29 protein-coding genes and 1 rRNA gene are annotated in these 23,814 nt (G+C 45.5%); 24 read left to right on the forward strand and 6 right to left on the reverse strand.

Annotated features, from left to right (window positions below; genetic code table 11):
* The first annotated feature begins 58 nt into the window (after positions 1-58).
* Positions 59-1,015 carry a homoserine O-acetyltransferase MetA gene (gene metA / locus VN379_RS20425; RefSeq protein WP_325537275.1) on the forward strand — a complete coding sequence of 319 codons (957 nt, stop codon included), beginning with the start codon at positions 59-61 and terminating at the stop codon, positions 1,013-1,015.
* A 36-nt stretch (positions 1,016-1,051) separates the two neighbouring features.
* On the opposite strand, the gene VN379_RS20430 is transcribed toward metA, so the two are convergent.
* Complete coding sequence (locus tag VN379_RS20430) at positions 1,052-1,312, reverse strand: SH3 domain-containing protein (RefSeq protein WP_325537277.1); 261 nt, start codon at positions 1,310-1,312, stop codon at positions 1,052-1,054.
* 263 nt (positions 1,313-1,575) lie between these two features.
* On the opposite strand from VN379_RS20430, the gene VN379_RS20435 reads away from it, so the two are divergent.
* The 3 genes from VN379_RS20435 (at position 1,576) to VN379_RS20445 (ending at position 2,772) form a co-directional block, all read left to right on the forward strand.
* Complete coding sequence (locus tag VN379_RS20435; RefSeq protein ID WP_325537279.1) at positions 1,576-1,869, forward strand: hypothetical protein; 294 nt, start codon at positions 1,576-1,578, stop codon at positions 1,867-1,869.
* 67 nt (positions 1,870-1,936) lie between these two features.
* Entirely contained in the window at positions 1,937-2,515 is a 579-nt protein-coding gene (locus tag VN379_RS20440) for an ECF transporter S component (protein ID WP_325537281.1), read from the forward strand.
* Positions 2,516-2,535: 20 nt separating this feature from the next.
* Positions 2,536-2,772 (forward strand): DUF1653 domain-containing protein, encoded by a 237-nt coding sequence (locus VN379_RS20445; RefSeq protein ID WP_325537283.1) that lies wholly within the window; start codon positions 2,536-2,538, stop codon positions 2,770-2,772.
* A gap of 40 nt (positions 2,773-2,812) precedes the next feature.
* On the opposite strand, the gene VN379_RS20450 is transcribed toward VN379_RS20445, so the two are convergent.
* Both VN379_RS20450 and VN379_RS20455 read right to left on the reverse strand, forming a co-directional pair.
* Positions 2,813-3,373 (reverse strand): guanylate kinase, encoded by a 561-nt coding sequence (locus VN379_RS20450; RefSeq protein WP_325537285.1) that lies wholly within the window; start codon positions 3,371-3,373, stop codon positions 2,813-2,815.
* 88 nt (positions 3,374-3,461) lie between these two features.
* Positions 3,462-3,647: a YjfB family protein gene (locus VN379_RS20455; protein ID WP_325537287.1), complete on the reverse strand. Its 186-nt coding sequence runs from the start codon at positions 3,645-3,647 to the stop codon at positions 3,462-3,464.
* 227 nt (positions 3,648-3,874) lie between these two features.
* Between VN379_RS20455 and VN379_RS20460 the strand changes: the two genes are divergently transcribed.
* The 5 genes from VN379_RS20460 (at position 3,875) to VN379_RS20480 (ending at position 8,244) form a co-directional block, all read left to right on the forward strand.
* Positions 3,875-4,522 (forward strand): bifunctional 4-hydroxy-2-oxoglutarate aldolase/2-dehydro-3-deoxy-phosphogluconate aldolase, encoded by a 648-nt coding sequence (locus tag VN379_RS20460; RefSeq protein ID WP_414715024.1) that lies wholly within the window; start codon positions 3,875-3,877, stop codon positions 4,520-4,522.
* 44 nt (positions 4,523-4,566) lie between these two features.
* Positions 4,567-5,589 carry a sugar kinase gene (locus VN379_RS20465; RefSeq protein WP_325537289.1) on the forward strand — a complete coding sequence of 341 codons (1,023 nt, stop codon included), beginning with the start codon at positions 4,567-4,569 and terminating at the stop codon, positions 5,587-5,589.
* Between the two features lie 5 nt (positions 5,590-5,594).
* Positions 5,595-6,623: a LacI family DNA-binding transcriptional regulator gene (locus VN379_RS20470; RefSeq protein WP_325537291.1), complete on the forward strand. Its 1,029-nt coding sequence runs from the start codon at positions 5,595-5,597 to the stop codon at positions 6,621-6,623.
* Between the two features lie 323 nt (positions 6,624-6,946).
* Positions 6,947-7,171: a hypothetical protein gene (locus VN379_RS20475; protein WP_325537293.1), complete on the forward strand. Its 225-nt coding sequence runs from the start codon at positions 6,947-6,949 to the stop codon at positions 7,169-7,171.
* 311 nt (positions 7,172-7,482) lie between these two features.
* On the forward strand, positions 7,483-8,244 hold the full coding sequence (locus VN379_RS20480; protein WP_325537295.1) for a tRNA threonylcarbamoyladenosine dehydratase: 762 nt from the start codon (positions 7,483-7,485) through the stop codon (positions 8,242-8,244).
* Positions 8,245-8,287: 43 nt separating this feature from the next.
* Here the strand turns inward: VN379_RS20480 and VN379_RS20485 are convergent, their stop codons facing one another.
* Positions 8,288-8,479: a hypothetical protein gene (locus VN379_RS20485; RefSeq protein ID WP_325537297.1), complete on the reverse strand. Its 192-nt coding sequence runs from the start codon at positions 8,477-8,479 to the stop codon at positions 8,288-8,290.
* A gap of 566 nt (positions 8,480-9,045) precedes the next feature.
* Between VN379_RS20485 and nifH the strand changes: the two genes are divergently transcribed.
* Genes nifH through VN379_RS20540 form a run of 11 tightly spaced genes read left to right on the forward strand, consistent with a single transcriptional unit; the run spans position 9,046 to position 20,219 of the window.
* A complete protein-coding gene (gene nifH / locus VN379_RS20490; RefSeq protein ID WP_325537298.1) occupies positions 9,046-9,873 on the forward strand; it encodes a nitrogenase iron protein in 828 nt (275 codons plus the stop codon).
* Between the two features lie 33 nt (positions 9,874-9,906).
* Positions 9,907-10,233: a P-II family nitrogen regulator gene (locus tag VN379_RS20495; protein WP_144352173.1), complete on the forward strand. Its 327-nt coding sequence runs from the start codon at positions 9,907-9,909 to the stop codon at positions 10,231-10,233.
* Positions 10,234-10,249: 16 nt separating this feature from the next.
* Positions 10,250-10,657: a P-II family nitrogen regulator gene (locus VN379_RS20500; RefSeq protein ID WP_325537303.1), complete on the forward strand. Its 408-nt coding sequence runs from the start codon at positions 10,250-10,252 to the stop codon at positions 10,655-10,657.
* A 29-nt stretch (positions 10,658-10,686) separates the two neighbouring features.
* On the forward strand, positions 10,687-12,300 hold the full coding sequence (nifD, locus tag VN379_RS20505; RefSeq protein WP_325537305.1) for a nitrogenase molybdenum-iron protein alpha chain: 1,614 nt from the start codon (positions 10,687-10,689) through the stop codon (positions 12,298-12,300).
* 1 nt (position 12,301) lies between these two features.
* On the forward strand, positions 12,302-13,687 hold the full coding sequence (gene nifK, locus VN379_RS20510; RefSeq protein WP_325537307.1) for a nitrogenase molybdenum-iron protein subunit beta: 1,386 nt from the start codon (positions 12,302-12,304) through the stop codon (positions 13,685-13,687).
* Between the two features lie 20 nt (positions 13,688-13,707).
* Positions 13,708-15,063, forward strand: coding sequence for a nitrogenase iron-molybdenum cofactor biosynthesis protein NifE (gene nifE, locus VN379_RS20515; protein WP_325537309.1), 1,356 nt, complete (start codon positions 13,708-13,710; stop codon positions 15,061-15,063).
* A gap of 1 nt (position 15,064) precedes the next feature.
* The gene (locus VN379_RS20520; RefSeq protein WP_325537311.1) at positions 15,065-16,426 is read left to right on the forward strand and encodes a nitrogenase component 1; all 1,362 of its coding nucleotides are present in this window, start codon (positions 15,065-15,067) and stop codon (positions 16,424-16,426) included.
* Positions 16,423-17,664: a nitrogenase cofactor biosynthesis protein NifB gene (nifB, locus tag VN379_RS20525; RefSeq protein WP_325537313.1), complete on the forward strand. Its 1,242-nt coding sequence runs from the start codon at positions 16,423-16,425 to the stop codon at positions 17,662-17,664. The genes VN379_RS20520 and nifB overlap by 4 nt, the downstream gene beginning before the upstream one ends.
* Before the next feature lie 19 nt (positions 17,665-17,683).
* Complete coding sequence (locus tag VN379_RS20530) at positions 17,684-18,301, forward strand: Fe-only nitrogenase accessory AnfO family protein (RefSeq protein WP_325537315.1); 618 nt, start codon at positions 17,684-17,686, stop codon at positions 18,299-18,301.
* Between the two features lie 6 nt (positions 18,302-18,307).
* The gene (locus tag VN379_RS20535; protein WP_325537317.1) at positions 18,308-19,357 is read left to right on the forward strand and encodes a homocitrate synthase/isopropylmalate synthase family protein; all 1,050 of its coding nucleotides are present in this window, start codon (positions 18,308-18,310) and stop codon (positions 19,355-19,357) included.
* Between the two features lie 13 nt (positions 19,358-19,370).
* Positions 19,371-20,219, forward strand: a complete 849-nt coding sequence (locus VN379_RS20540) for a homocitrate synthase (protein WP_325537319.1) — start codon at positions 19,371-19,373, stop codon at positions 20,217-20,219.
* A gap of 3 nt (positions 20,220-20,222) precedes the next feature.
* On the opposite strand, the gene VN379_RS20545 is transcribed toward VN379_RS20540, so the two are convergent.
* Positions 20,223-20,375: a hypothetical protein gene (locus tag VN379_RS20545; RefSeq protein WP_325537321.1), complete on the reverse strand. Its 153-nt coding sequence runs from the start codon at positions 20,373-20,375 to the stop codon at positions 20,223-20,225.
* A gap of 23 nt (positions 20,376-20,398) precedes the next feature.
* Positions 20,399-20,569, reverse strand: coding sequence for a hypothetical protein (locus VN379_RS20550; protein ID WP_325537322.1), 171 nt, complete (start codon positions 20,567-20,569; stop codon positions 20,399-20,401).
* Positions 20,570-20,768: 199 nt separating this feature from the next.
* On the opposite strand from VN379_RS20550, the gene VN379_RS20555 reads away from it, so the two are divergent.
* The 4 genes from VN379_RS20555 to VN379_RS20570 form a co-directional block, all read left to right on the forward strand.
* Positions 20,769-21,299, forward strand: a complete 531-nt coding sequence (locus VN379_RS20555; protein ID WP_325537324.1) for a hypothetical protein — start codon at positions 20,769-20,771, stop codon at positions 21,297-21,299.
* A gap of 19 nt (positions 21,300-21,318) precedes the next feature.
* On the forward strand, positions 21,319-21,960 hold the full coding sequence (locus VN379_RS20560) for a lactate utilization protein (protein WP_325537326.1): 642 nt from the start codon (positions 21,319-21,321) through the stop codon (positions 21,958-21,960).
* Between the two features lie 146 nt (positions 21,961-22,106).
* Positions 22,107-23,354 carry a L,D-transpeptidase family protein gene (locus tag VN379_RS20565; protein WP_325537328.1) on the forward strand — a complete coding sequence of 416 codons (1,248 nt, stop codon included), beginning with the start codon at positions 22,107-22,109 and terminating at the stop codon, positions 23,352-23,354.
* 384 nt (positions 23,355-23,738) lie between these two features.
* Positions 23,739-23,814, forward strand: a 16S ribosomal RNA gene (locus VN379_RS20570); the annotation flags it as partial.

Below are 23,814 nucleotides of genomic sequence, written 5' to 3' on the forward strand. Positions count from 1 at the left end.
GAACTGGTAAAAGAAATATGTCCTATAAGCAGAGACTTAACACAAAGGAGCGGGAAATATGCCTATAAAAATTCCTAATAATTTGCCGGCTGTCAACATCCTCGAAAAGGAAAATATTTTTGCAATGGACGAGGATCGTGCCTATGCGCAGGACATACGTCCGCTTCGTATCTTATTATTAAATCTAATGCCAACTAAAATTGTCACAGAGACACAATTACTCCGCTTGTTGGGAAATTCTCCGCTACAGGTAGAGTTTGATTTCATATATACAGCAACATATGAACCAAAGAATACGTCACAGGAGCATCTGGTTAAATTTTATGAAACCTTTAATGACGTAAAAGACCGCAAGTATGATGGCATGATTATTACCGGGGCACCTGTGGAACAAATCCCATTTGAAGAGGTCGTTTATTGGGATGAATTATGTGAGATTATGGATTGGAGCAGACGTAATGTATATTCAACGCTCCATATTTGTTGGGGAGCCCAGGCGGCTTTGTATCATCACTATGGTATTCCTAAATATGATCTAGCGAAGAAAATGTTTGGCGTTTTTCCCCACACTGTCAATATAAAGGAGAAAATGCTGTTTCGTGGTTTTGATGATATTTTCTATGCGCCTCATTCCCGGCATACTGAGGTAAGACGGGAAGACATTAAGAAGGTATCGCAACTATGTATTCTCTCGGAATCGGCAGAAGCCGGCATCTATGCAATCATTGATAAAAAATACAGGCATCTGTTTATTACCGGTCATTCAGAATATGATCCACTAACGCTTAAAGCTGAATATGACCGGGATGTTGCCCAGGGACTGCCAATCAACATCCCCGATAATTATTACCCTAACGACGACCCACGGCAAACACCGGTAGTGCGTTGGCGGAGTGCGGCCAATTTGCTATTTTCAAACTGGCTTAATTATTATGTATATCAGGGTACACCCTTTGACCTTAATCAATTAAACGAGTCGGGTGATTTAAGCGGGCTTTATGGCGATGGCATATAAGAAACTATAGGCTAGGTAGTTGATAGCACTGGGGCATTATGTCTCAGTGCTATATCTATGGTCTTTTGGACTTAGATATTTAAAGATTATCCAGCCGTGGTTTCCCTTGTGCTCGACCTCGAAGTATTGTCCGTCCGGTGATTTTTGATAGACCTTAACAACATCGCCTAATCGTAGAACCTCGATAACCATGCTTGACGGTGTTGGCTCGGAAAATATTTTTACTTGGTCAGTATTGGTTACTGCTGTAAAGACAAATAGAACAAATAAAACTAACATGAACTTGGCATTCTTCATAATAACCTCCATAATTGCGTCAGAATGATCAATATAGAGTTCAACAAATAGAATGTTAACTCCTTGTGAATTGCCATAGTTTTGCCGCTCGTATATTCGCACGATGACTGTAAGGGCATTTGTTGTCTCAAGATTTATTTGTTAGATAGTATGTAGGGATTTCGCAATTCGGTGCGAATACATAAACTTAAGCAAAGCCTATACAGTTCTACGTAAGCGGACAAACTGCGTAGAGCTAACGACAGGAGAAAGGCAGGAGACCAATGACTGATCTGATAGAAGATTATAAGTATTTGCTGGCCCTCCATTTACAAGATATTAGTAAGCGTTATGGGATACTCTACTATGATGTGCTTAGAGGTAAAATGCCGGAAGAAGTTCAGGGTATTTATGCTGAGGGACTGTCACGGGTATTCGAATATATGAGTATTCGTCACGGGGTGGAGATTTCTGATATTATGGCAGTGCATGAGACTGTGCTGGAAACTGCGCTAACTGAATTTGTTGCTGTGGCATTACATAATTCTGTATTAGATAATCCTCAAGCGTTGCATTGATTTATTGTTACAGGATACTATTGACGATAAGAGTCATGCCATTGAATTGAAGTAAGGAGGCTGAAAATTGCATACTAATTTGGCTTATACAACGCGAATTGCAATACTTGCTAGTGCAGCTGCAATTTTGATGGTATTGGAGCTACCGGTTATCTTTATGCCTGGTTTCTTGAAACTGGATTTTAGTGAAATACCGGCCATTATAGGGGCTTTTGCACTTGGGCCGCTCGCCGGGTGCCTGATTGTACTGCTGAAAAATCTGATTCATTTGAGCAGCACACAGACGGCCGGTATTGGTGAGATGGCCAATTTTTTAGTGGGAACATTTCTGGTTGTGCCTGCCGCTTTCGTCTATAAATGTAAAAAGAATCGGACAGGGGCAGTGATTGCGCTGATTGCCGGGACGGTTTCTATGACGCTGGCGGCAGCGGCCTTGAATTACTGGGTACTTATACCCTTATATCAAGTTGCGCTACACCTACCGCCTGAAGCCATCGTAAATATGGGCAGAGTGGCTAATCCGCTAATTATTGATTTAAAAACGTTTATTGTTTTTGCCATAGTACCGTTTAACCTATTTAAAGGAATACTTGTTTCGGCAATTACGATGCTGGTATATAAAAAAGTATCGCCTGTTCTGCACTAACAGGGCTAAGGAGACTGAATATGACTGAAGCAGCGCCGGATAAGATAAAACCCGGTATTTACCGGCACTATAAGGGCAAGCAATACCAAGTGATTGGTGAGGCTGCACACAGTGAAAACCTTGAGCAGATGGTGGTTTATCGGGCCCTCTATGGAGAATATGGCCTGTGGGTAAGACCCAAGGCCATGTTTTGTGAGCATATTATAATTGAAGGTAAGGAGGTTCCCCGATTTGCCTTCGTGTTAGCCATTGATTGATACTGCAAAAAAAAAAGGCCGCCATTGGCGGCTTTTCTCTTTATTCAGCAGTTTTTAGCGGCGGTGTCATCATGCCGGCAATTGCCAGTACCTGATGTACTGCTGCCTCCAATGAACCCGTGTTCTTTACGACATAGTTGGCCATTTGCCAGTTGTTAAACTCGCCAGTAGTGTTGGCGTACTCGATGCGGCGATTGAGCAGATCATTATTATCGCCGCGGTCTAACATCCGGCTAATAACTGTATCATAGTCGACCATAATGAATATCGACTCAACCCTGTTGGCGAGTAGTTTTTTCATTTGGGTAAAGCCCTGCGTATCAACGGCTACTGTGCTGACCGGATAACGGTTGACTTTGTCTAATACCTCGGCCTTGCTTAGTCCGTACAAGCAGCCAGAGTATTCAACCCGTTCAATAATCTCCGTATTCTGGAACTCTTCCTTACTCACAAAATAGTAATGAATACCGTGTTGCTCGCCAGTCCTGGGTTTGCGTGTAGTATGGCTAATCATTTCGGGAATGCCGTATTGGGCAAGAATTTTTTGAATACTGGTCTTGCCAGAAGCTGGGGGACCTATAAGCGCATATACTTTATTCATACATCCTGCACTTTCTAAATAGTTAATTTTACACTAAAAAGCGTGAAATACAAAAAACTTCTGGCTAATCCAGAAGTTCCCACACAATCTACGCAGATATATCAATGCTGTTGCCTAAATGGGACGGTGAGATACGGGAAGTTGCCGGGAGCAACTCAAGTAGACCCTGGCTTTGGGTGTCGGCAGTGTCCATAACCTTTTTCATGACTAAAATATTGGCCTGATTACTAACACTCGCTTGCGAGACTGCTGAAGAAAGCGCTGCAATATCCATATTAGTTTGCCTCCATTATATGTATATTTATATGTTAATTATACCTCTGCGGGACAGCACAAGTCAATGCCAGCTTAAGACGTACCTGGGTAAAGAGGAATGTATAATTTTATTGAGATCGTGCCAAAATGTAGCAGGAATATTTAAAAAAATAGCTAATATAAGCAGGTATTAGTCTTGTAAACCGGTTTCCTAAACCGATTTACACAAAGAAAGGATTGATTTAAATGATACCAAAATTGAATGTGCTTCAAAAAATTATGGATTCTGGCGTAGTTGCTGTTGTTCGCGCTGAGACTTCCGAACAGGCTGTAAAAATTGCTGATGCCTGCCTTAAAGGTGGAGTTGCCGCGATTGAGATTACTTTTACTGTACCAGGTGCTGCCGAGGTAATTAAGGATCTTGCCGCTACCTATAAAAATGGTGAAATAATTATTGGCGCAGGTACAGTGCTTGATCCGGAGACTGCCCGTGTCGCCATTCTGGCAGGTGCCCAGTATATTGTCAGCCCGTCATTTAATGCTGAAACAGTTAAACTGTGTAACCGTTATCAAGTACCAATTATGGCTGGTTGCATGACAATCAAAGAAGTTGTTGAAGCCATGGAGGCCGGTACTGATATTATTAAACTATTCCCCGGGGAGGCTTTGGGCGCATCATTCGTAAAAGCGCTTAAAGGACCGTTGCCTCAGGCTCCGGTTATGCCGACAGGTGGTGTTAGCCTTGACAATGTGCAAGACTGGATTAAAGCTGGTTGTGTGGCTGTCGGTGTTGGCGGCAATCTAACAGCCGGTGCCAAAAAGGGTGATTATGAGTCAATTACCGAGATTGGTAAACAATTTATTGAAAAAGTTCGTCAGGCTCGCGGCAAGTAATATCGGATAAATAATAGTTAACTATATTTTAAGAGGTGGATATTGTGAAGAAAGTCGTATGTTTTGGTGAGATTATGCTCCGTTTGGCCCCGGTTGGCTACCAGCGTTTTGAACAAACCCCCAGTTTTGAAGCAGTTTATGGCGGCGGCGAGGCCAATGTATGCGTATCATTGGCTAACTATGGCGAAGACGCTGTATTTGTAACTAAGGTTCCGGAGAATCCTATCGGCCAGGCTGCAGTTAACGAAATGCGCCGCTATGGTGTTGATACCCGTCATATGATTAGAGGCGGCGAGCGTCTGGGCATCTATTTCTGCGAAAAAGGAGCTTCCCAACGTCCCTCCAAGGTAGTGTATGACCGTGCACATTCCTCCATTTCAGGCGCAAAGAAAGAAGATTTCGATTGGAAAAAAATCTTTGAAGGCGCTACCTGGTTCCATTTCACCGGTATTACGCCAGCTCTGGGCGACGATGTTGCCGAGTGTGTGCTGGACGCTTGTAAAGCAGCGAAAGAAGCAGGACTAACTACCAGCTGTGATCTCAACTTCCGCAAAAACCTGTGGACAAGCGAAAAAGCTGGCAAGGTTATGGCTCAGTTTATGCCTTATGTGGACGTGTGCATTGCCAACGAAGAAGATGCGGAAAAAGTGTTTGGCATTAAAGCCGATAATACCGATATTACCGGCGGCAAGCTTAGCCATGAGGGGTATAAAGATGTAGCTAAAAAGCTCAAAGAACGGTTTGGCTTTAAAGCTGTAGCCATTACCCTGCGCGGCAGCATCTCGGCTTCTGACAACAACTGGGCGGCTATGCTGTATAAAGATAATGAATTTTACTTCTCACGTAATTATGCCATCCATATCATTGATCGTGTAGGTGGCGGCGACTCGTTCGGCGGCGGCTTAATCTATGCGCTTATGAACAATTACTCTAATGGTGATGCCCTTGAGTTTGCGGTAGCTGCTTCCTGCCTCAAGCATACCATCGAAGGCGACCATAACCATGTAACTGTCAGCGAGGTGAAAGCGCTGATGGGGGGCGACGGTTCAGGACGCGTTCAGCGGTAACGGGAATGCCTGTTACTATTGCCGAGGTTGCCAGGAGATCAGGCGTCTCCAAGAGTACGGTATCCAGATACTTAAATGGTATGTACGACCATATGGGAGTAGATACCAGGGAGCGTATTGCTCAGGTTATCGCGGAGCTTGATTATCGGCCAAATGCGTTGGCCCGCAGCCTCAAGCAGAAACGTACCCATACAATCGGCGCAATTGTCGCCAACATCTTAAATCCCTTCTCTACCAGTATTATCCGGGGGATTGAAGATACACTGCAAGAAGCTGGCTTTAATCTTATCCTATGCAATGCCGATGATGACCCCGCCAAAGAGCGCGACTATGTCAATATGCTTGTAGATAAGCAGGTTGATGGGTTAATTATTAATACTACCGGCTGTAATAATAGCCTTATTGCTCAGGTCAATCAAAAAACGCCGGTGGTTCTTATTGACCGGAAAGCTCCGGAAATTGACATAGATACTGTTACTGTCGATAGCGCCAGCGGTGTCCGGCAGGCTATTGATCATATGGTTAGTCTTGGTCATCGCCGGATTGCCATGTTTACTATGCCCTACGATCATGTCAGCCCCCGTCTGGAACGGGTCCAGGCTTATCAAACCGCTTTAGCTGATCATGGCTTGCTTTTCCGGGAGGAATGGCTAATACGCACTGGTAGCGCAGAAGCGGATGTCGCTGGTAAACTGCAGGAATTAGTGGGGGCAGAGAGCAGCGAAACTACCCCAACGGCAATTTTCTGTGCCAATAATCTTATTACTATGTCAGTGGTCAGAGCTTTAAAAAAGATGAAGGTGACTATACCTGACAAGATCAGTGTGCTTGGCTTTGATGACTGGGACTGGGCAGAACTTATTGAGCCGCCAATTACTGTTGTTGCCCAACCGGTATATGCTATGGGCAATAAAGCGGCTATAATGCTGATCAAACGCCTGAAAGCGGCGCGACCGCTTAAGAAGCCGGCAACCGTTATGTTTAAACCGGAGCTAATAAAGCGTAAATCATGTGGTGAGCAAGGGGCCGAATAAAATAAATATATAAAAAGGTAAGTAATAGTTATGTTGAGCTATCACTTACCTTTTTTCTATATATACAACGCGTTAAAGTTTTGCAACACACCACTCTGTTGAAGAATGCCCCAATTCGCTGTATATGAGAAAATGTTGCACATTGCGAGGAAATTTCCTGTGTGGTACAATGATTTGTATATAACTGTTTCTAATACTAGTACAAGTGTTGGGGAGGGATGTTGAGTTGAGCGACAAAATGTATGTATTCCAGGTGTTGGTTGAACCTGAGACCGGCAAAAACCACGTGCAGATTAGTACCGAGCTATCAGCTAAGGTAGGCCATGGCGCAATTGGGGGGGGTTGATTCAGGGATCAATATTGCGTTAATTGACAATGTCACTTTTCCGAGTCTGCTTGTTTCAAAAACCAGAAAAGCGTTTGAGATCAGTATCTGCACCCGGCAAGACCTAAGCCGTGACTGGCTGGTGCAGCAAATTGGTGCAGACGGTGGAACATTTAGATTAGTTGCCAGCAAAAACCCTTCATTAGTATATGTTGAACCATAAGGATATGTGAAAAGCTTTCCGGTGTTGCCGGAAAGCTTTTTCTACCAGAATTTATCCTGGTCTATTTTTTCCTAATTCTCATATACTGTTTATTGTGGGATTAATTTAGGAGGTGGCAGGATGTTGGTTCATATTCAATGCGGTGCGGTTATGGAAGTTGATCAGGAAGGAATTCACGTTTGTCCGAAATGCGGTAAAACAATTAAACCGAGGGTTTCGCGTAAGTAGGTCATAGCGGCTGTTGACTGGTCTGGGGAATTTTGCTACACTTATATAATGCACACATACTAATAAATATAAAGGGTGACAATATGCTGCATGAGTTTTCCCGGACCGAATTATTAATTGGCGCAGAAGGCCTCCAAAAACTGACGCAAAGCAAAGTCGCCATTTTCGGCATCGGCGGAGTAGGCACCTTTGTAGTGGAAGGCTTGGTTCGTTCCGGTGTGGGCAAGTTTGTCCTGGTGGATGACGATTGTATTTGCCTGACTAATATTAACCGGCAGTTACATGCTACCAAAAAGACAATTGGTAAGCCTAAAGTTGAAGTGATGCGTGACCGCATTCTGGAAATAAATCCTAAGGCTGAAGTAACTATTTTTCAGGAGTTTTATATGCCGGATACGGCAGAAGGATTACTCGCAGATGACTATAGTTATATTGTAGACGCCATTGACACAGTTACCGGTAAGATTGACCTGATAATGAAAGCCAAGGCCAGAAATATTCCGGTGATTTCCTCGATGGGAGCCGGTAACAAATTGGATCCGACCAGGTTTGAAGTAGCTGATATTTTCAAGACTTCGGTTTGTCCGCTGGCTAAGGTAATGCGTCAGGAGTTAAGGAAGCGAGGAGTCACTTCACTGAAGGTAGTCTATTCTAAGGAAGAACCGCTTACGCCTTTTGAAACAGAAAATTCGAGCTGTAGCGTAGGGTGTGTCTGCCCTCAGGGAACAACCCGTAAATGTACAATTCGACGGCAGATTCCGGGCAGTATTGCCTTTGTACCATCTGTAGTTGGTCTGATTATTGCAGGTGAAGTGGTTAAGGATATTGTTTTCGGCAGAGTGTAAAGAAGCTTTATGGGCGTCGCTAACCCATAAAGCTTCTTTTGCATTACTTGGTACTGCGGTTTTGGTTGTATAGCTCCCAGGCGCTCATGATCTTTTGCCGGGAAAACTCCAGGCGTTTGGCTGTTACTTTGCTACCACCTCTCTCGTTTTCCGCTGCAAGGTCATAGAGGGTGTTGTTGAGTGAAGACACGAGCGCTGTCAGCAGGTCGTGTACTGGATCTTTATCAGATTCCATTTTATTAGGCCTCCATCTTATCAGGAATTTTACGTGTCTGCCGGTGGCAGGGGTGGGGATGTGCTCCCCGGTATTTTCATATAGGGATTATAGCTGGATCTTTACGGAAAAGCAATGAAAAGTTTAAGTTGTCTTAAATTGTAGAAAACTTAATTTTCCAACATTAGTTCGAAACTATTGCAGGCGCGTTTTATCTATGTTATAGTTGTGCTAATCAATATTTGATTCTCAGCAATGGAGCTATGGAGCAGTTTTTTCTGCCCATAGCTTTTTATTTATCAAAAGAATAGGTTTCGAAAGCAATGAGGCTTACCGCATTTACCTAATGCGGTAAGCCCTTGTCATTTTTACAGCAATACAAGGAGGTGATCGGCTTTCGCGCATAATAAAAGGCTTCACGCGTATTGCGAGTACTCGTGAAGCCGGGGGCAAATCACATTCCCCAAGTGTCGGCAAGGGTTTATAGACATGCCCATCTACATTATATTCTACGCATTAATATTTTTCAACATAAACCCGACAAAGCCAGACTATCTCATTATCCAAATAAAAGGGAGGAATTTTAAATGAGACAGGTTGCTATTTATGGTAAAGGCGGTATTGGTAAGTCCACGACTACACAAAATACGGTGGCCGCATTGGCTGAAGCTGGGAAGCACATAATGGTGGTTGGTTGTGACCCGAAGGCTGACTCAACCCGGTTGCTACTAAACGGACTTTGTCAAAAGACAGTACTTGATACACTGCGTGACGAAGGCGACGATATTGATCTTGAGGACATTTTAAAGCCAGGATTTAAAAATACCATGTGTGTTGAATCAGGCGGCCCTGAACCAGGGGTAGGCTGCGCTGGCCGCGGCATCATTACCTCGATCAATATGCTTGAATCACTAGGTGCATATACTTCCGACCTTGACTATGTGTTTTATGACGTATTAGGTGACGTTGTCTGCGGCGGATTTGCAATGCCAATCCGTGAAGGCAAAGCCGAAGAAATATATATTGTAGCATCAGGTGAATTGATGGCCCTTTATGCTGCCAATAACATTGCCAAAGGCATTCAAAAGTATGCCGTATCAGGTAAAGTCCGGCTTGGCGGCATCATCTGCAACAGCCGGAAGGTAGATAATGAATTACCACTTTTAAAGGCCTTTGCCGAAGAGCTTGGCTCACAGCTCATTTACTTTGTACCGCGGGATAATGTTGTCCAACGGGCTGAAATCAATAAGAAGACAGTTGTTCACTTTGAACCTGAGGCTGGTCAAGCCGAGGAATACCGTAACCTGGCAAAAGCCATTGACGAAAACAGAATGTTTGTTATCCCTAAACCTATGACCCAGGATCGTCTGGAAGAACTGATGATGCAACACGGTTTTCTTGACGCCATCGCTTAACCCGACCGACGATAAAATGAAGGAGTGAGTGTTGTGATATTAATTAGAGCAATCATCAGACCGGACAAAAAAGATGAGGTATTGGCCGCACTGTCGGCAGCCGGATTTAACGCTGTTACTGTTGTAGACGTTGTCGGACGGGGTAAACAAAAGGGTATCAAAATCGGCGGTGTCGTGTATGATGAGATTCCTAAAAGCTTATTGTTAATGGCTGTACGGGCAGAGTACAAACAAGAAATTGTTAAAGTTATTATGGAAGCGGCTAAAACTGGGGAAAAGGGCGCTTATGGCGACGGTAAAATTTTTGTCAGCCCGGTTTCTGAGGTATACACTGTATCGAGCGGCATGAAAGAACTGTAAAAGGAGGGGTGACACCATGAAAGAGATCATTGCCATCGTGCGCATGAATAAAACAGGCGCTACGAAGAAAGCTCTGGTGGACGCAGGCGTGGCCGGTTTCACCGCCTTTAAGGTAATGGGCCGTGGCCAATTGATAGATGACCCGGCGATTGTAGCCGAACGGAAAGCCAAAATGATGGCGCTGGCCGGCGCAGATGAACAAGATGCAGAAGTGCTAATTGATGGATTTCTTGATGGGCACCGGTTATTTCCACGGCGATTGTTTACCATTTTGGCCCATGACGAAGACGTCACGACAATTATAGATGCTATCATGTCCGCCAACCGCACCGAAAACGGGGTTGGAGACGGGAAAATTATCGTCGTACCGATGCTTGATGCAATTAGGGTTCGTACTGGCGAATCTGGCGAAGAAGCAGTATAAATAGCAAGGTGTAAAGGGGGTAACGTAGCATGGCTGTTACTGAAAAACAATTACAGGAAATTCTAGACCAATATCCATCCAAAGTCCAGAAAAACCGCAAGAAACATATTTTGATTAAGGATGGCGAGCATGCAGCTCAAATTATTGAAGCTAACACACGAACTGTTCCTGGTATAATCACTAACCGCGGCTGTGCCTACGCCGGTTGTAAAGGTGTAGTGCTTGGCCCGCTGAAAGATATGGTTCATATTACCCATGGCCCAATTGGGTGTGCTTACTATACCTGGGGGACACGCCGCAACAAGGCCAAAAACGATGATCCCAGCCAATATTTCCTTAATTATAGCTTCTCCACAGATATGCAGGAAAGCGACATCGTATTTGGCGGCGAAAAAAAGCTGGCTAAGGTTATTGATGATGTGGTAGAAATCTTCCATCCGAAAGCCATTACGGTTTCTGCTACTTGCCCGGTAGGTCTTATCGGGGACGATGTGGGTGCTGTAGCCAAAGCGGCTGAGGGCCGGCATGGTATTCCGGTATTGTCTTTTAGCTGTGAGGGCTATAAGGGTGTCAGTCAGTCGGCAGGTCATCATATTGCCAATAACATCCTCATGGATAAGGTAATCGGTTCCTCTGATTTGGAAGAGGCTCCCGGTAAATATCCAATTAATATCCTCGGGGAGTATAACATCGGTGGTGATGGCTGGGAGATTGAGCGTGTTCTAAAGGAAATAGGCTACACAGTTGTGTCGGTTATGACTGGTGATGGCACCTATAAAGATTTGAGGAATGCCCATACGGCTGAGCTAAATCTAGTGCAATGCCACCGCTCAATTAACTATATCGCTGAAATGTTAGAAGTTAAATACGGAACACCTTGGCTCAAGGTCAATTTCATCGGTGTCAACGGCACAACTGAATCTCTCCGGAACATGGCTTTGTACTTTGGGGATGAGGCGCTTATTCAAAAAACCGAAGAAGTTATTGCCCGGGAAGTAGCCCGTGTTGAGCCTTTAATGGATCAATACAAAAAGATTTGTGACGGCAAGACAGCCTTCTGCTTTGTGGGCGGCTCCCGCGGTCATCATTACCAGGGTCTTTTTGCCGAATTAGGTATCGAAACTGTGCTGGCGGGCTATGAATTTGCGCATCGGGACGACTATGAGGGGCGCGAAGTTATTCCCACAATTAAAACCGATGCAGATTCGAAGAATATTCCTGAACTGCATGTTACAACAGATGAACGACGTTTTCGTCTGAAGGTATCGCCGGAAAAGATGGAAGAACTCAAAAAGAAGATTCCACTCAGCTATTATGCGGGTATGAATGCAGAGATGAAAGACGGCAGCATTATTGTCGATGATCTCAATCATTTTGAGACAGAAGAGTTTATCAAGATCCTGAAACCAGACATTTTTGCCTCAGGTATTAAAGATAAATATGTGATTCAAAAGATGGGTATCCCGGCTAAGCAGCTTCATTCCTACGACTATAGCGGACCCTACGCCGGCTTCAACGGCGCTGTAAATTTTGCCAGGGATGTAAGCATGGGCTTTGCTTCCCCTACTTGGAACTTCATAGTTCCGCCATGGCAGGATGAACCGCTGCTCAGTGGTACTGTAAACGAGGAAGGAGTGGCCTAATATGCTGGACTGTACACCAAAAGAGATAAAACAACGCAACGGTGCCGTAATTAACCCTGCAAAAACTTGCCAGCCTATTGGGGCTATGTATGCTGCATTGGGGATCCATAGCTGCCTGCCACACAGCCACGGCTCGCAGGGCTGCTGTTCTTTCCATCGCATGCACCTGTCGCGGCATTTCAGGGAACCGGCGATGGCTTCCACCTCAAGCTTCACCGAAGGGGCTTCGGTATTTGGCGGCGGTGCTAACCTAAAAACGGCGATAACCAATGTTTTTTCCATATATAACCCGGAGGTTATGGCCATTCATACTACTTGCCTCACTGAAACTATTGGTGATGATATTCCCAGTATTATTAAATCGGCAGAGGTTCCTGAGGGTAAGCTGGTGATCCACGCTAACACCCCCAGCTACCAAGGGTCCCATATTACTGGTTTCTCCAATATGACCAAGGCGATGGTTGGCTATATCGCCGAGGCTACTTCCGCTGTAAAAAAAGAACAAGTAAACATAATTCCAGGGTTTGTTAATCCTGGGGATATGCGGGAAATAAAACGCATCGTCAAGGCCATGGGCATTAAATTTATCATGTTTCCAGATACCTCTGGGGTTATGGATGCACCAATGACAGGCAAGTTTTCCATGTATCCCAAAGGTGGTGCCACTGTTGCCCAGATTAAGGATAGTGGTAACTCCAAATTTACATTAGCTCTCGGCCGGTTTGCCTCTAATGATGCGGCTGAAGCCCTTTCGAAAAAATGTCAAGTCCCGTCGACAGCCCTTAAGGCGCCGATAGGTATAAAAGCGACAGATGCAATGCTGTTATCGCTGCGCCGGGCCTTTGCCCAGGAAGTACCAGCAGAGTTGGAAGAAGAGCGGGGTCAGTTAGTAGATATTATGACAGATACCCATTTTCACTTTCATGGTAAAACCGTAGCCATCTTCGGCGATCCTGACATTGTTACCGGGCTTACTGAATTTGTCCTCAGCTTGGGTATGATACCTCTGCACATACTGACAGGTACTCCGGGTGGCGCTATGGGTTCGGCTGTCGGTAGTTTTGAAGATGATGTTAATGAACTATTGACCCAGGCCGGGGTTACTGCCAATGTCAAAGCAGGTGGTGATCTGTTTACACTGCACCAGTGGATCAAGAACCAGCCTGTTGACCTTATCATCGGCAACACCTACGGAAAATATATTGCGCGAGCAGAAGATATTCCCTTAGTACGGGTTGGTTTCCCAGTCCTGGATCGCAGTGTTCATTCCTATCTGCCGATTGTTGGCTATCGGGGAGCCATGCGTCTCATTGAAAGTATCAGCGGAGCGCTATTAGAACGGGCTGACCGTGATGCAGCTGATGAAGATTTCGAACTTGTCATGTAAATAGACTGGAGGTGAAGCAAATGAGCGAGACGACTGTAGCCATTTCGGGACGGGAGCAGTTTATATCCACCAAAGGGCGGCGTAAAAATTCGTTGAAGTGTGATTCTGACAGCATTGCTGGCTGTGTCAGTCAGCGGGCTTGTGTATACTGTGGTGCCAGAGTGGTGCTTAATCCGGTTACCGACGCCATCCATCTGGTACATGGCCCGGTCGGCTGCGCTAGCTACACCTGGGATATTCGCGGCAGCCTGTCCAGCGGGTCAGAACTCTACCGTAACAGTTTTACCACCGATTTACGTGAACAGGACATCATCTTTGGCGGGGAAAAGAAACTGGCAAAAACTATTGATGAGCTTGTGGCTAAACACCCGGCAAAACTGATGTTTGTTTATTCAACCTGTATTGTCGGGGTAATCGGTGATGACTTGGCAGCCATTTGTAAGGCCGCTGCCAAGCGAAATAATATTGAGATTATCCCTGTAGAGTCAAGCGGCTTTATCGGTAATAAATCAGCCGGTTACCGGGCTGCCTGTGAGGCGCTTTTGCAGCTGATTGACCCGGTTGACCGAAACCAAGCTGCCGCTAGTGATTCAATCAACTATTTGGGCGATTTTAATCTGGCAGGTGAAGCCTGGATCATCAAAGACTATTTGGCGCAAATGGGGATAAAAGTCAATACGGTATTTACGGGTGACTCAACCAGCAGTACGCTTAAGGGCGCGGCAAACGTATCCCTTAATATTGTACAGTGTGCAGGGTCGATGAACTACCTGGCTGCCCAATTACAGGAACTGTATGGTATACCTTACATGCAGGTATCGTTTCTGGGAATAGAGGATACGGCTCAATCCCTGCGCAATATCGCTGATGCTATGGGTGGCGGTGAGATCAGGGCTAAAGCCGAGGTTCTCATTCGCCGGGAGACTGACCGGGTGTTGCCTCTTATTAGCAAATACCATGAAAAATTTCAAGGCAAAAAAGCAGCCGTCTATGTCGGCGGCGGCTTTAAGGCCATCTCGTTAATCAAACAATTCCGGGAGATTGGCATTGAGGTTGTAATGATTGGTACCCAAACCGGGCGTCGCGAAGAGTACGATACCATTCATGAATTAGTTAGTGATGGAACTGTTATTCTAGATGATGCCAATCCGGCTGAACTGGAGCGGTTTATGAGAAGTCAGGGTGCCCATTTGCTGGTTGGGGGTGTCAAAGAACGGCCACTGGCCTACAAATTAGGGCTGGCGTTCATTGACCACAACCATGATCGCAAGCATCCTTTAAGCGGCTATGACGGCGCGGTAAATTTTGCTCAGGAAGTTTACTCTACCTTGTGCTCGCCGGTATGGAAATATACTGCTGCAAAAGGAGGTAGCTGATATGGAGAACCCTTGTCATATGTGCATGCCCATGGGCGGGATTTTAGCGCTCAAAGGTATCGAAAAGTCCATGGTTATTGTTCACGGTTCACAAGGCTGTAGTACCTATATGCGGCGGCATATTGCCGAGCATTTTAACGAACCTGTTGATGTCGGCTCCTCCTCCCTCAATGAAAAGGGAACAGTATATGGCGGGGCAGCCAATCTTCGTACCGCACTTGATAACATTAACAGGGTATATCAGCCTAAGCTGATTGGTGTTGTTACCACTTGTCTGGCAGAGACCATTGGTGAAGACGTTGCCAGGATCGTAAAAGAATACCGCCAGGAAAAAGAGCTTGACCTGCCGATTGTTGCCGCCAATACGCCCGGTTATGGCGGTAGCCACAACGAGGGCTACTGGTTGACGGTAAGGCGGCTTGTTGAGACACTGGCAACAACTACTGAGCGGCATAATAAAGTCAATGTGATTATCCCCAGCATGAGTCCGGCTGATATTCGTGAGCTAAAGCGCCTATTGGGCGCTTTGGACATTGATTACACCCTGTGCCCGGATATCTCTGACACAATGGACCAGCCGTACCTCCCGGCGTACAACAAGCTGCCGGCAGGTGGCACACCTGTCGCTGATATCTGCCGGATGAGTGGCGCACCTGCGACAATCGAATTGGGTGTTACCATTGACGCCAGTGTATCACCAGGGAGATATCTGGAAGATACCTTTGGCGTACCACTCTACTCAGTACCGATCCCGATTGGCATTGAAAATACCGATGCCTTTATGGATGCGCTTGAGACAATCAGCGGCAAAAAGCGGCCAGCCGCAATCGAGCTTGAACGGGGGCGGCTTATTGACGCCATGATTGATTCTCATAAATACAACTTTGCTGGGCGCTGCGCTATTTTTGGAGATCCGGAACTGGTGTATGCCGTTACTCAGGTTTGTTTGGAAAATGGTATTCGGCCCATTGTAGTAACTGGGGACAAAAGCGGGAATTTGTCCAGGCTATTGCCGGAAACGGAAATGACAACTGAAACTGTTGTGTTGTCAGATCCAGATTTTAATTTAGTACGGGAGCAGGCCAAAGCCGGTAAGGCCAATATTGCGATAGGCCATTCTGATGGACGCTTTCTAACCGAGCGGGATGGTATTCCATTAGTAAGACTGGGATTCCCTATTCATGACCGGGTTGGGGGGCAACGCCTCTTATCTGTTGGGTATACCGGTACCGCATTGCTCTTAGACCGGATTACTAACACTTTGCTGGAAGATAAATACCGGGATTACCGTAAGAATATGTATGACAAATATTTTCAGCAGCCTAAAACTGAACGCCAAAGAAAGGGGGTGGCCGCTCTATGACGAGCGTGCTTACCGATAAACATCCTTGCTTTTCAGCTCAAGCCCAGCATCAATATGCTCGCATGCATCTGCCAGTGGCTCCCCGGTGTAATATAAGCTGTAATTATTGCAGCCGCAAGTTTGACTGTGTGAACGAAAGCCGGCCGGGGGTGACTAGTGAAATCCTGTCACCACTGGAAGCTAAGGAGAAGTTTGAAAAGGTTAAAGCTGAGATTCCTAATCTAAGCGTAGTCGGTATTGCTGGTCCGGGGGACGCCTTGGCTAACTGGGACGAGACACGGGAGACAATTGAACTTATAAAGCGGGTCGATCCAGGCATTATGGTCTGTTTATCAACAAATGGATTGTTATTGCCCGAATATGCGCCGGAGTTAATTAAACTTGGCGTAAAGCACGTAACTGTAACTGCTAACTGTACTGATCCAGTCGTTGGAGCACAAATTTATGGGACGGTAAATTACCAGGGGAAACGTTATGTGGGAGTTGAGGGTTCCGAAATTCTCCTAAATAACCAGCAGGAAGGTATTATGTATCTGGCTGGACATGGCGTTACCGTCAAAGTAAACATTGTTATGATTAAACTTGTCAACGATTGGCATGTTCCTGATGTTGTAAAAAAAGTTAAACAGTTAGGGGCCTGTATGACTAATATTATGCCCTTTATACCCGCGCCAGGCAGCGTTTTCTCCGGTTTACCCCAAACAAATATGCGTGACGTTACCGCCGTCAGGACAGCTTGTGCCAGTGAGCTGAGACAAATGACTCACTGTCGCCAATGCCGGGCTGATGCGATTGGGCTACTAGGCCAGGATCGGGCTGGTGAATTTAGAAGTTGCGCCAGCCAAGTGGAACCGGTTGAGACTAAACCAGTACCGTTTGTCGCGCATTACAGGGTTGCTGTTACCAGTAAATTTGGCAAATTGGTTGATTTGCATTTCGGCCAGGCTGAAGAGTTTCAGATTTATCAGGTCAATGGTAGTCGCTTTGAATTAGTTGAGACACGTCGCTTGGAAAAGTATTGCGCCGGCAATGTTGCCTGTGATAATGAAGACGGCCGAAAAGATGCAATACTGATGGCTTTGGCTGACTGTGACGCTGTATTGACCATGCGTATCGGCTATCAGGCACAAAAGCGCCTCTTAAAGCGGGGCATTATGTCAGTTGAATATTGCTATACAATAGAAAGCGGCCTCGGTTATGCCACAGAACAGCTTGATTTAAAAGCTGCAGCCGTTTGAGGGGAAAGGAGGTAGTAAAATGGCGCGGGAAATAGCAGTGTTTGTTGGTGAAAACGGCAGTACCGCCGCCTTGGAAGAAGTGGGCAAAGTAGTTGTCTACCGTCGCCAGCAAGGGAAATGGCAATCAGTTAGCGAGACTGCATTTCAGCTTGACCGCACAAGTGGGATGGCAGGAGTGCGGCAACAATTAACAGCGATGATTGAATTAGTAGCACCATGCCGCGTATTTGTTGCCCGGACCGTTTCCGGACTTATGTACAAAGAACTTGAACAGGCTGGGTTTAGTATTTGGGAATTTGATGGACGCCCGATAGAATTTCTTGAATATGTGTTAATTCAGGAAGAAATTGCAGCTCGCCAGCCAGCGCCGCTAAAGGCCGTAACCCCGGCTGTTGTTGAGACCGGGCCAGGCTGCTATCAGGTATCACTCAAGGAGTTGCAGCAAAACGGTACCGGAATGACCTCCAAGCAAGTGCTGCAACCGCTACTAAACGGTAACTTTTATCTTGTGGAAGTCTTATGCAGCCACATCCCTCCCTGGCTGGAGGCTGACTGGGCCTGCGGAAAGTTTGACTGTAAAGCCGAGCGGCTTGCAGATGGCGTTAAGCTGATCATAAAAAAACAAAGTTGTGGGTGATTTCACATGAGCAAGCCAACCTGGATTGATCAGACACTAAATGCAGCCATCAGGAGGCAGTTTACCAGTGAACAACTGGCAGACGTTGCCAGCTTGCTATCGAGATTGGGTATTCAGCAGGCTGGCATTTGCCTGCCGGATTGGCAACGATATCGTCCGGATTTGTCAGGTGTTCAACATTACCTTAAACTCTGCGGTATGATTGACTTATCAGTTTCTGAACTCGATTGGATAGAGCAGGCAGGTATCAAACAGATTGTGGTAGCTGCAAATGCTGTTTCCCCGGTTGATTTTACGGTGAAGCTCGAAGCTGTTATGATTGAAGCAGACCGTCGCGGTTTGGAAGTCACACTGCTGTTAGAAGGCTTAGCTAAGCTGGCCCGGCCAGAAATGCTGGAGGTTGTGTCCCGGATCAGCAGTTATCCATTAGCTGCCGTTATTTATGGAGACAAGGAAGGAAATGGAGATTCACTTACCACCTTTGAACAAATAACTGCACTAAAGAATAGCTTGAATTGCCCTATTGGCATCCAGGCCAGCAATGCTTATGGTTTGGCAACTGCCAATACACTGGCTGCGATGAAAGCCGGTGTCAGGCAGGTAGTGACCGCGGTAGCCGGAGTCGGTGGCTTTGCTCCCTGGGAAGAAGCGCTGATGGTTGCTAAACAACTGGCAAAGATAGATATTGAGATACCACCTGATTTAGCAAATGGCTGTCAACGGGTTGTTGTGGCGCTACGGCTTACTATTCCTGAGGACAAAGCCGTTATTGGTCCGGCTATTTTTTCTCATGAGTCAGGTTTACATGTGGATGGTGTCAATAAGGATCCTTGGTTATATGAGCCGTATGCACCAGAGCTTGTAGGATTAAGCAGGCGGCTTATTATTGGCAAGCATTCGGGGACCACTGCACTGAAAACCAAGTTTGCAGCTTGGGGAATACGGTTGGAAGAGGTTGAAAGTAAAAAATTGCTTGCTAGTGTACGGGCATTATCTGTCCGCAAAAAGTCGGCCATTAGTGATGAGGAATTACAGCGTTTATACCTATTCAGTTGAGAGGTGCAAATATATGCAAGAACTCAATCAGGGTGTTTTAATTGATACCACATTACGCGACGGTGAGCAAGCGGCCGGGATTGTCTTTACGGCCATGGAAAAGCTGGCTATTGCCACTGCGCTTGATAAAGCTGGGATAACCTGGATCGAAGCGGGTACGCCGGTTATGGGGCAGGAAGAAGCCGAAGCTATGCGGCTCATTCTTGATGCCCGCCTGAAAGCCGTGGTATTTGCCTGGAATCGCGCATGCCGGGAGGATATTGAAGCCTCAATTGCGTGTGGTTTTGAATTTTTGCATATCTCTGTTCCTGTATCTGATCTTCATATTCATCGCAAGCTAAAGAAAAGTCGTGAATGGGTGTTGAATCAACTAAAGAGTGCCGTGCTTTTGGCACAAAGCCATGGTTGCTATGTATCAGTTGGTGCTGAAGATGCATCAAGGGCTAGCTCAGAACAGTTTCTCGAGCTAGCTGAGCTTAGTGCCAGCTTAGGGGCAGTGCGCATCCGTTATGCTGATACCGTGGGGTTATTAGACCCGTTTTCTACTGCTTCGATCATTGGCGACTTGACGGCTCGCTGCCCGCTGCCAATAGAAATGCACGCTCACAATGATTTTGGTCTTGCTACCGCCAACACATTAGCAGCATTAAAAAACGGGGCCGTATTTGCCAGTGTAACTGCAGCTGGTATTGGGGAACGGTCAGGCAATGCAGCCCTTGAAGAAGTGGCAGCTGCACTTATTGAGATTTATCGAATACCAAGCACGATCGACCTGACAGCTGCGAAAAAAATAGGCTGCCAAGTAGCAGCCTTGAGCAGCAGGCGTGTTTTATCGCCGCCGGAACTGTTTATTCAATCCTAATAATTAATATGCCCGTCCGCTTAGTAATCTTTGTGGGCGGGCCTTTTTGATATTTTCCTGAATTTCGTGATTAATGCGCGGATTGGCTAGCACTGTAACTGAAGACAGGTTTTTGCTAAATCCTTTACCATGAGCGTATTTGATCGTAGTTTTCACGCTGGACCTCCTTTTTACATAGGTTATCTGTCTAAACGCTGGTATAGTTCCTGGTACTTTCTTAGTGCAGGATCAACATCCAAGCCGTTGTCTGGATTGAGATCAAGCACTGCTTTAGGGCAGAACTCTGAGGAAAACTCACAGGAACTACTTTCAATGCAACCATCGCATCCCCGGATTTTGCGCAATAGCACAAAATCACCTCCTGAGAGAATTATTGAGCGTTTGAATTGTAACGCTTACTATAGTGTTCCGAAAACTGCTGCTGGATTATTACCAGCCTTTATGGAAAATTCTGAGTAGTAGGTTTAGTATGTGAACACCTTGGTTTAATATCGATAAAGACAATGGTATAATATAGGAATCAAGACTACATAAGAAAAGTGGTGGAGTATGATGCGAACAGGCCAAGTTGGACAACTGTACGAATCAGGCCAAAACAAGCTGGAAGAAAAAATTAATTATCGTCTGGATAGTGACGGTCATGGGCTTGTTATTGTCAAAGCAGGGATTATTAACCAGGAAATAGAAAATATTCAAAATGGTGCTGCTGAGCTAAGTCTATACATTGATGGCCCTATTATTTTTTTACTCTTTAAATTTGGAAACGAAAGTTGGAACGATGCGCCGTATTCCTGGCATACCGTACCAAGGGGCATTCGTGTGTATCCTGAAGAAGCTGCAGATACTGCTACGCTCAAAGTTACACTTGTGGATGCTGCGGACGGTATTGTCCGGGCCATGAGGGAGGTCGCATTGACGCCGGAATTTGTCGGACAGCTTAATGCGGCTATAACGAGTCAGGCTAATGGCAGTTTTAATGGCCTATCCTATGCTAAACACCTTAACATCGTGTACAACCAGTATACTGCTGAAGAAATGGCAGACATGGCCAGCGTGCAGATGGTTTCCCATAATTTATAAATAGAGAGGGGCGTTTTCAATGAGTGAATTAAAAAACTGGCACAATCAAACGATTGCTGGAAAAGTTGTGGAGGCTTTGCAAAAGAACAATTTTACTGCCTCTTATGTCAACACTAGGCAAGAAGCCCTAGACAAATTGGCTGTGTTGATTCCATGTGACGCTACTGTAGGTATCGGCGGCTCATGGACAATTAAAGAAGTGGGGATCGATACCTTGCTGGAAGACCGGGGTAATACTGTGTTCAACCATAATAAGCCAGGGCTATCGCCGGAAGAGACCCTGGTATTGCGTCGCAAACAAATGACCTGTGACGTATTCTTAACAGGTACGAATGCCCTGACTCTAAAAGGCGAACTTGTCAATGTCGATGGTGCTGGTAACCGGGTTGCAGCGATGATCTTTGGTCCTAAAAAAGTCATTGTTATCACAGGCGTAAATAAAATTGTTACCGATATTGATGCAGCGATGGATCGCATTGAGTTGTTTGCTGCTCCTATTAATAACAAACGTCTAGGCCGTCCTAATCCATGTACTGTGACTGGTGAATGTATGGATTGCCAAGGACCGACCCGGATATGTAATATCACTACAGTTATGCATAAGAAGCCGGCGGTTACCGATGTAGAGGTGATCATTATCGGGGAAGAACTAGGTTTTTAATCTGGTATTGACATTTATTAGGTTAGTGCATTATATAATGCGCTAACCTAATTTTTTTTGGAGCTTGTACGAATAATTAACGAATACCAGCGGCTCTCCTGTCATATATGTTATTGTCTTAGGCATTTATAAAAGGGGATGTCGGTATGGGTAAACAGCTGTGGAAAAGAGTATTCTGGTTGATCTTGTGCTTTATCGTATTTACTGAGCCAGTTCAGGCACAGGAAGCCTTAAATCAAATTATCGTCAATCTCCCTAGTCGTACACTGGAATTGTATAAAGACAATATAATGGTGAAGGAATATCCGGTTGCTATTGGTAAACCAGATACTCCAACTCCTGTTGGCGAGTTCTCAATAATCGAAAAAGAAATTGATCCGGCATGGTATCCCCCCGGTAAGAACTATGTCGTGCCATCTGGACCCAGTAACCCATTGGGATACCGGTGGATGGGGCTTGGCTCACTATATGGTATTCATGGTACAAATGCTCCCGGGTCAATTGGACTGGCTATCTCTAATGGCTGTATCCGGATGCAGGAAGCAGACGCGGAAGAGATATTTGAGCTTGTTGACTGTGACACTCCGGTCAAAATCGAGTATGAACGAATTAAAGTGCGAATTGATACTAGGGGACAGGCGACTATTGGTATTTATCCTGATGTATATAATCGCCAGAGGGTTACGCTGGCTGATGTTAAAGCAGCCTTGAAGCAGGCTGAACTAGAGAATCTCATTGACGATGCTTTTGTGCAGAAACTCATTGAAACTATCCCTGATCATCAAGTTGTATTTGCTCAGCTTCATAATCTTAAAATAAACGGAACATTACGTCCTGAGCGCATAATAACCTGGGGAGGTAAGAAGTATGTACCGGTTTTAGCTTTAGCCGATAGTTTACGTACCTCCGTACACTGGAATGCCGGCAACCGGACAGTAACCCGGCAGAATCAGACTGTTCCTGGTGTTAAGCGTGGTAATACCGTATATGTTAATGTCGATTATTTATCAATATTGTTTGGGGGGCGGGAAACTTGGAATGACGATCAAAATTGCCTGGAACTGTTGTTGCCTATTGCCAGATTAGATGGTCGGCTATTATCAGGGGATATTCAACGAATGGGGAATGCTTTGGTAATACCGGCCCTCACCGTTGCGAAAGAGTTAGGTGAGCGAGTAACCTGGCGGCCTAATACTGGTGAATTGTTTATACACGGCAAACTGGCACCGATTAAGCTTATAGGAGGGCAGCCGTTTTTAACAATAAATGACATCAGCAAAGTCTACAATATAGCTGCTTCCTGGGATGACCAAACGCAAATCATTGATATGGTCTATCCACTGTATCCGATTGATTACTCTATGTATTTGGACCCGAGTGATGAATATCTGTGATTAAGCCGGTTTAACCTGGGTAAAATTACTTTTATAAAGTGGATTGACATAATTGATTGTGGCGTGATATTATAAATAAGTCGCCAATTGGTGCGGCAAAATATGCCATAACAGGTAACAGCTAGTAAGTAATGGCATAAAGGAAAACAAATATGTTATGTTGACACGGTGCAATAAACGTGATAACATATAAAAGCTGTCAAGTTCGGCAATCATGCGAATGCGACAAACCGTTCCCTGAAAACTGAACAATGTAAAGTAATGCATCAAAAAAAGCCAGATGTGCGATGTGCTGCTTGCAGCACAAGCAACAAACAAGATTTGATTAATAATGAGCCGATAAACGGCTTCAATATAATGTAGTCACTTAGTGATTGCAAAACTTTATTGGAGAGTTTGATCCTGGCTCAGGACGAACGCTGGCGGCGTGCCTAACACATGCAAGTCGAACGGAGTAAGT

It is taken from the genome of Sporomusa sp. (genome assembly GCF_035561255.1).
Lineage (GTDB): Bacteria > Bacillota > Negativicutes > Sporomusales > Sporomusaceae > Sporomusa.

What these genes read in the sequence shown, in the direction of transcription:
- VN379_RS20455 (WP_325537287.1), bottom strand. Translation starts at nt 3,647, where the DNA reads ATGGATATTGCAGCGCTTTCTTCAGCAGTCTCGCAAGCGAGTGTTAGT.
- VN379_RS20555 (WP_325537324.1), top strand. Translation starts at nt 20,769, where the DNA reads ATGATGCGAACAGGCCAAGTTGGACAACTGTACGAATCAGGCCAAAAC.
- VN379_RS20460 (WP_414715024.1), top strand. Translation starts at nt 3,875, where the DNA reads ATGATACCAAAATTGAATGTGCTTCAAAAAATTATGGATTCTGGCGTA.
- VN379_RS20530 (WP_325537315.1), top strand. Translation starts at nt 17,684, where the DNA reads ATGGCGCGGGAAATAGCAGTGTTTGTTGGTGAAAACGGCAGTACCGCC.
- VN379_RS20565 (WP_325537328.1), top strand. Translation starts at nt 22,107, where the DNA reads ATGGGTAAACAGCTGTGGAAAAGAGTATTCTGGTTGATCTTGTGCTTT.
- VN379_RS20445 (WP_325537283.1), top strand. Translation starts at nt 2,536, where the DNA reads ATGACTGAAGCAGCGCCGGATAAGATAAAACCCGGTATTTACCGGCAC.
- VN379_RS20500 (WP_325537303.1), top strand. Translation starts at nt 10,250, where the DNA reads ATGAAAGAGATCATTGCCATCGTGCGCATGAATAAAACAGGCGCTACG.
- nifD (WP_325537305.1), top strand. Translation starts at nt 10,687, where the DNA reads ATGGCTGTTACTGAAAAACAATTACAGGAAATTCTAGACCAATATCCA.
- VN379_RS20560 (WP_325537326.1), top strand. Translation starts at nt 21,319, where the DNA reads ATGAGTGAATTAAAAAACTGGCACAATCAAACGATTGCTGGAAAAGTT.
- VN379_RS20470 (WP_325537291.1), top strand. Translation starts at nt 5,595, where the DNA reads ATGCCTGTTACTATTGCCGAGGTTGCCAGGAGATCAGGCGTCTCCAAG.
- VN379_RS20435 (WP_325537279.1), top strand. Translation starts at nt 1,576, where the DNA reads ATGACTGATCTGATAGAAGATTATAAGTATTTGCTGGCCCTCCATTTA.
- VN379_RS20480 (WP_325537295.1), top strand. Translation starts at nt 7,483, where the DNA reads ATGCTGCATGAGTTTTCCCGGACCGAATTATTAATTGGCGCAGAAGGC.
- VN379_RS20485 (WP_325537297.1), bottom strand. Translation starts at nt 8,479, where the DNA reads ATGGAATCTGATAAAGATCCAGTACACGACCTGCTGACAGCGCTCGTG.
- VN379_RS20475 (WP_325537293.1), top strand. Translation starts at nt 6,947, where the DNA reads ATGGCGCAATTGGGGGGGGTTGATTCAGGGATCAATATTGCGTTAATT.
- nifK (WP_325537307.1), top strand. Translation starts at nt 12,302, where the DNA reads ATGCTGGACTGTACACCAAAAGAGATAAAACAACGCAACGGTGCCGTA.
- VN379_RS20520 (WP_325537311.1), top strand. Translation starts at nt 15,065, where the DNA reads ATGGAGAACCCTTGTCATATGTGCATGCCCATGGGCGGGATTTTAGCG.
- nifB (WP_325537313.1), top strand. Translation starts at nt 16,423, where the DNA reads ATGACGAGCGTGCTTACCGATAAACATCCTTGCTTTTCAGCTCAAGCC.
- VN379_RS20450 (WP_325537285.1), bottom strand. Translation starts at nt 3,373, where the DNA reads ATGAATAAAGTATATGCGCTTATAGGTCCCCCAGCTTCTGGCAAGACC.
- metA (WP_325537275.1), top strand. Translation starts at nt 59, where the DNA reads ATGCCTATAAAAATTCCTAATAATTTGCCGGCTGTCAACATCCTCGAA.
- nifH (WP_325537298.1), top strand. Translation starts at nt 9,046, where the DNA reads ATGAGACAGGTTGCTATTTATGGTAAAGGCGGTATTGGTAAGTCCACG.
- VN379_RS20540 (WP_325537319.1), top strand. Translation starts at nt 19,371, where the DNA reads ATGCAAGAACTCAATCAGGGTGTTTTAATTGATACCACATTACGCGAC.
- nifE (WP_325537309.1), top strand. Translation starts at nt 13,708, where the DNA reads ATGAGCGAGACGACTGTAGCCATTTCGGGACGGGAGCAGTTTATATCC.
- VN379_RS20430 (WP_325537277.1), bottom strand. Translation starts at nt 1,312, where the DNA reads ATGAAGAATGCCAAGTTCATGTTAGTTTTATTTGTTCTATTTGTCTTT.
- VN379_RS20535 (WP_325537317.1), top strand. Translation starts at nt 18,308, where the DNA reads ATGAGCAAGCCAACCTGGATTGATCAGACACTAAATGCAGCCATCAGG.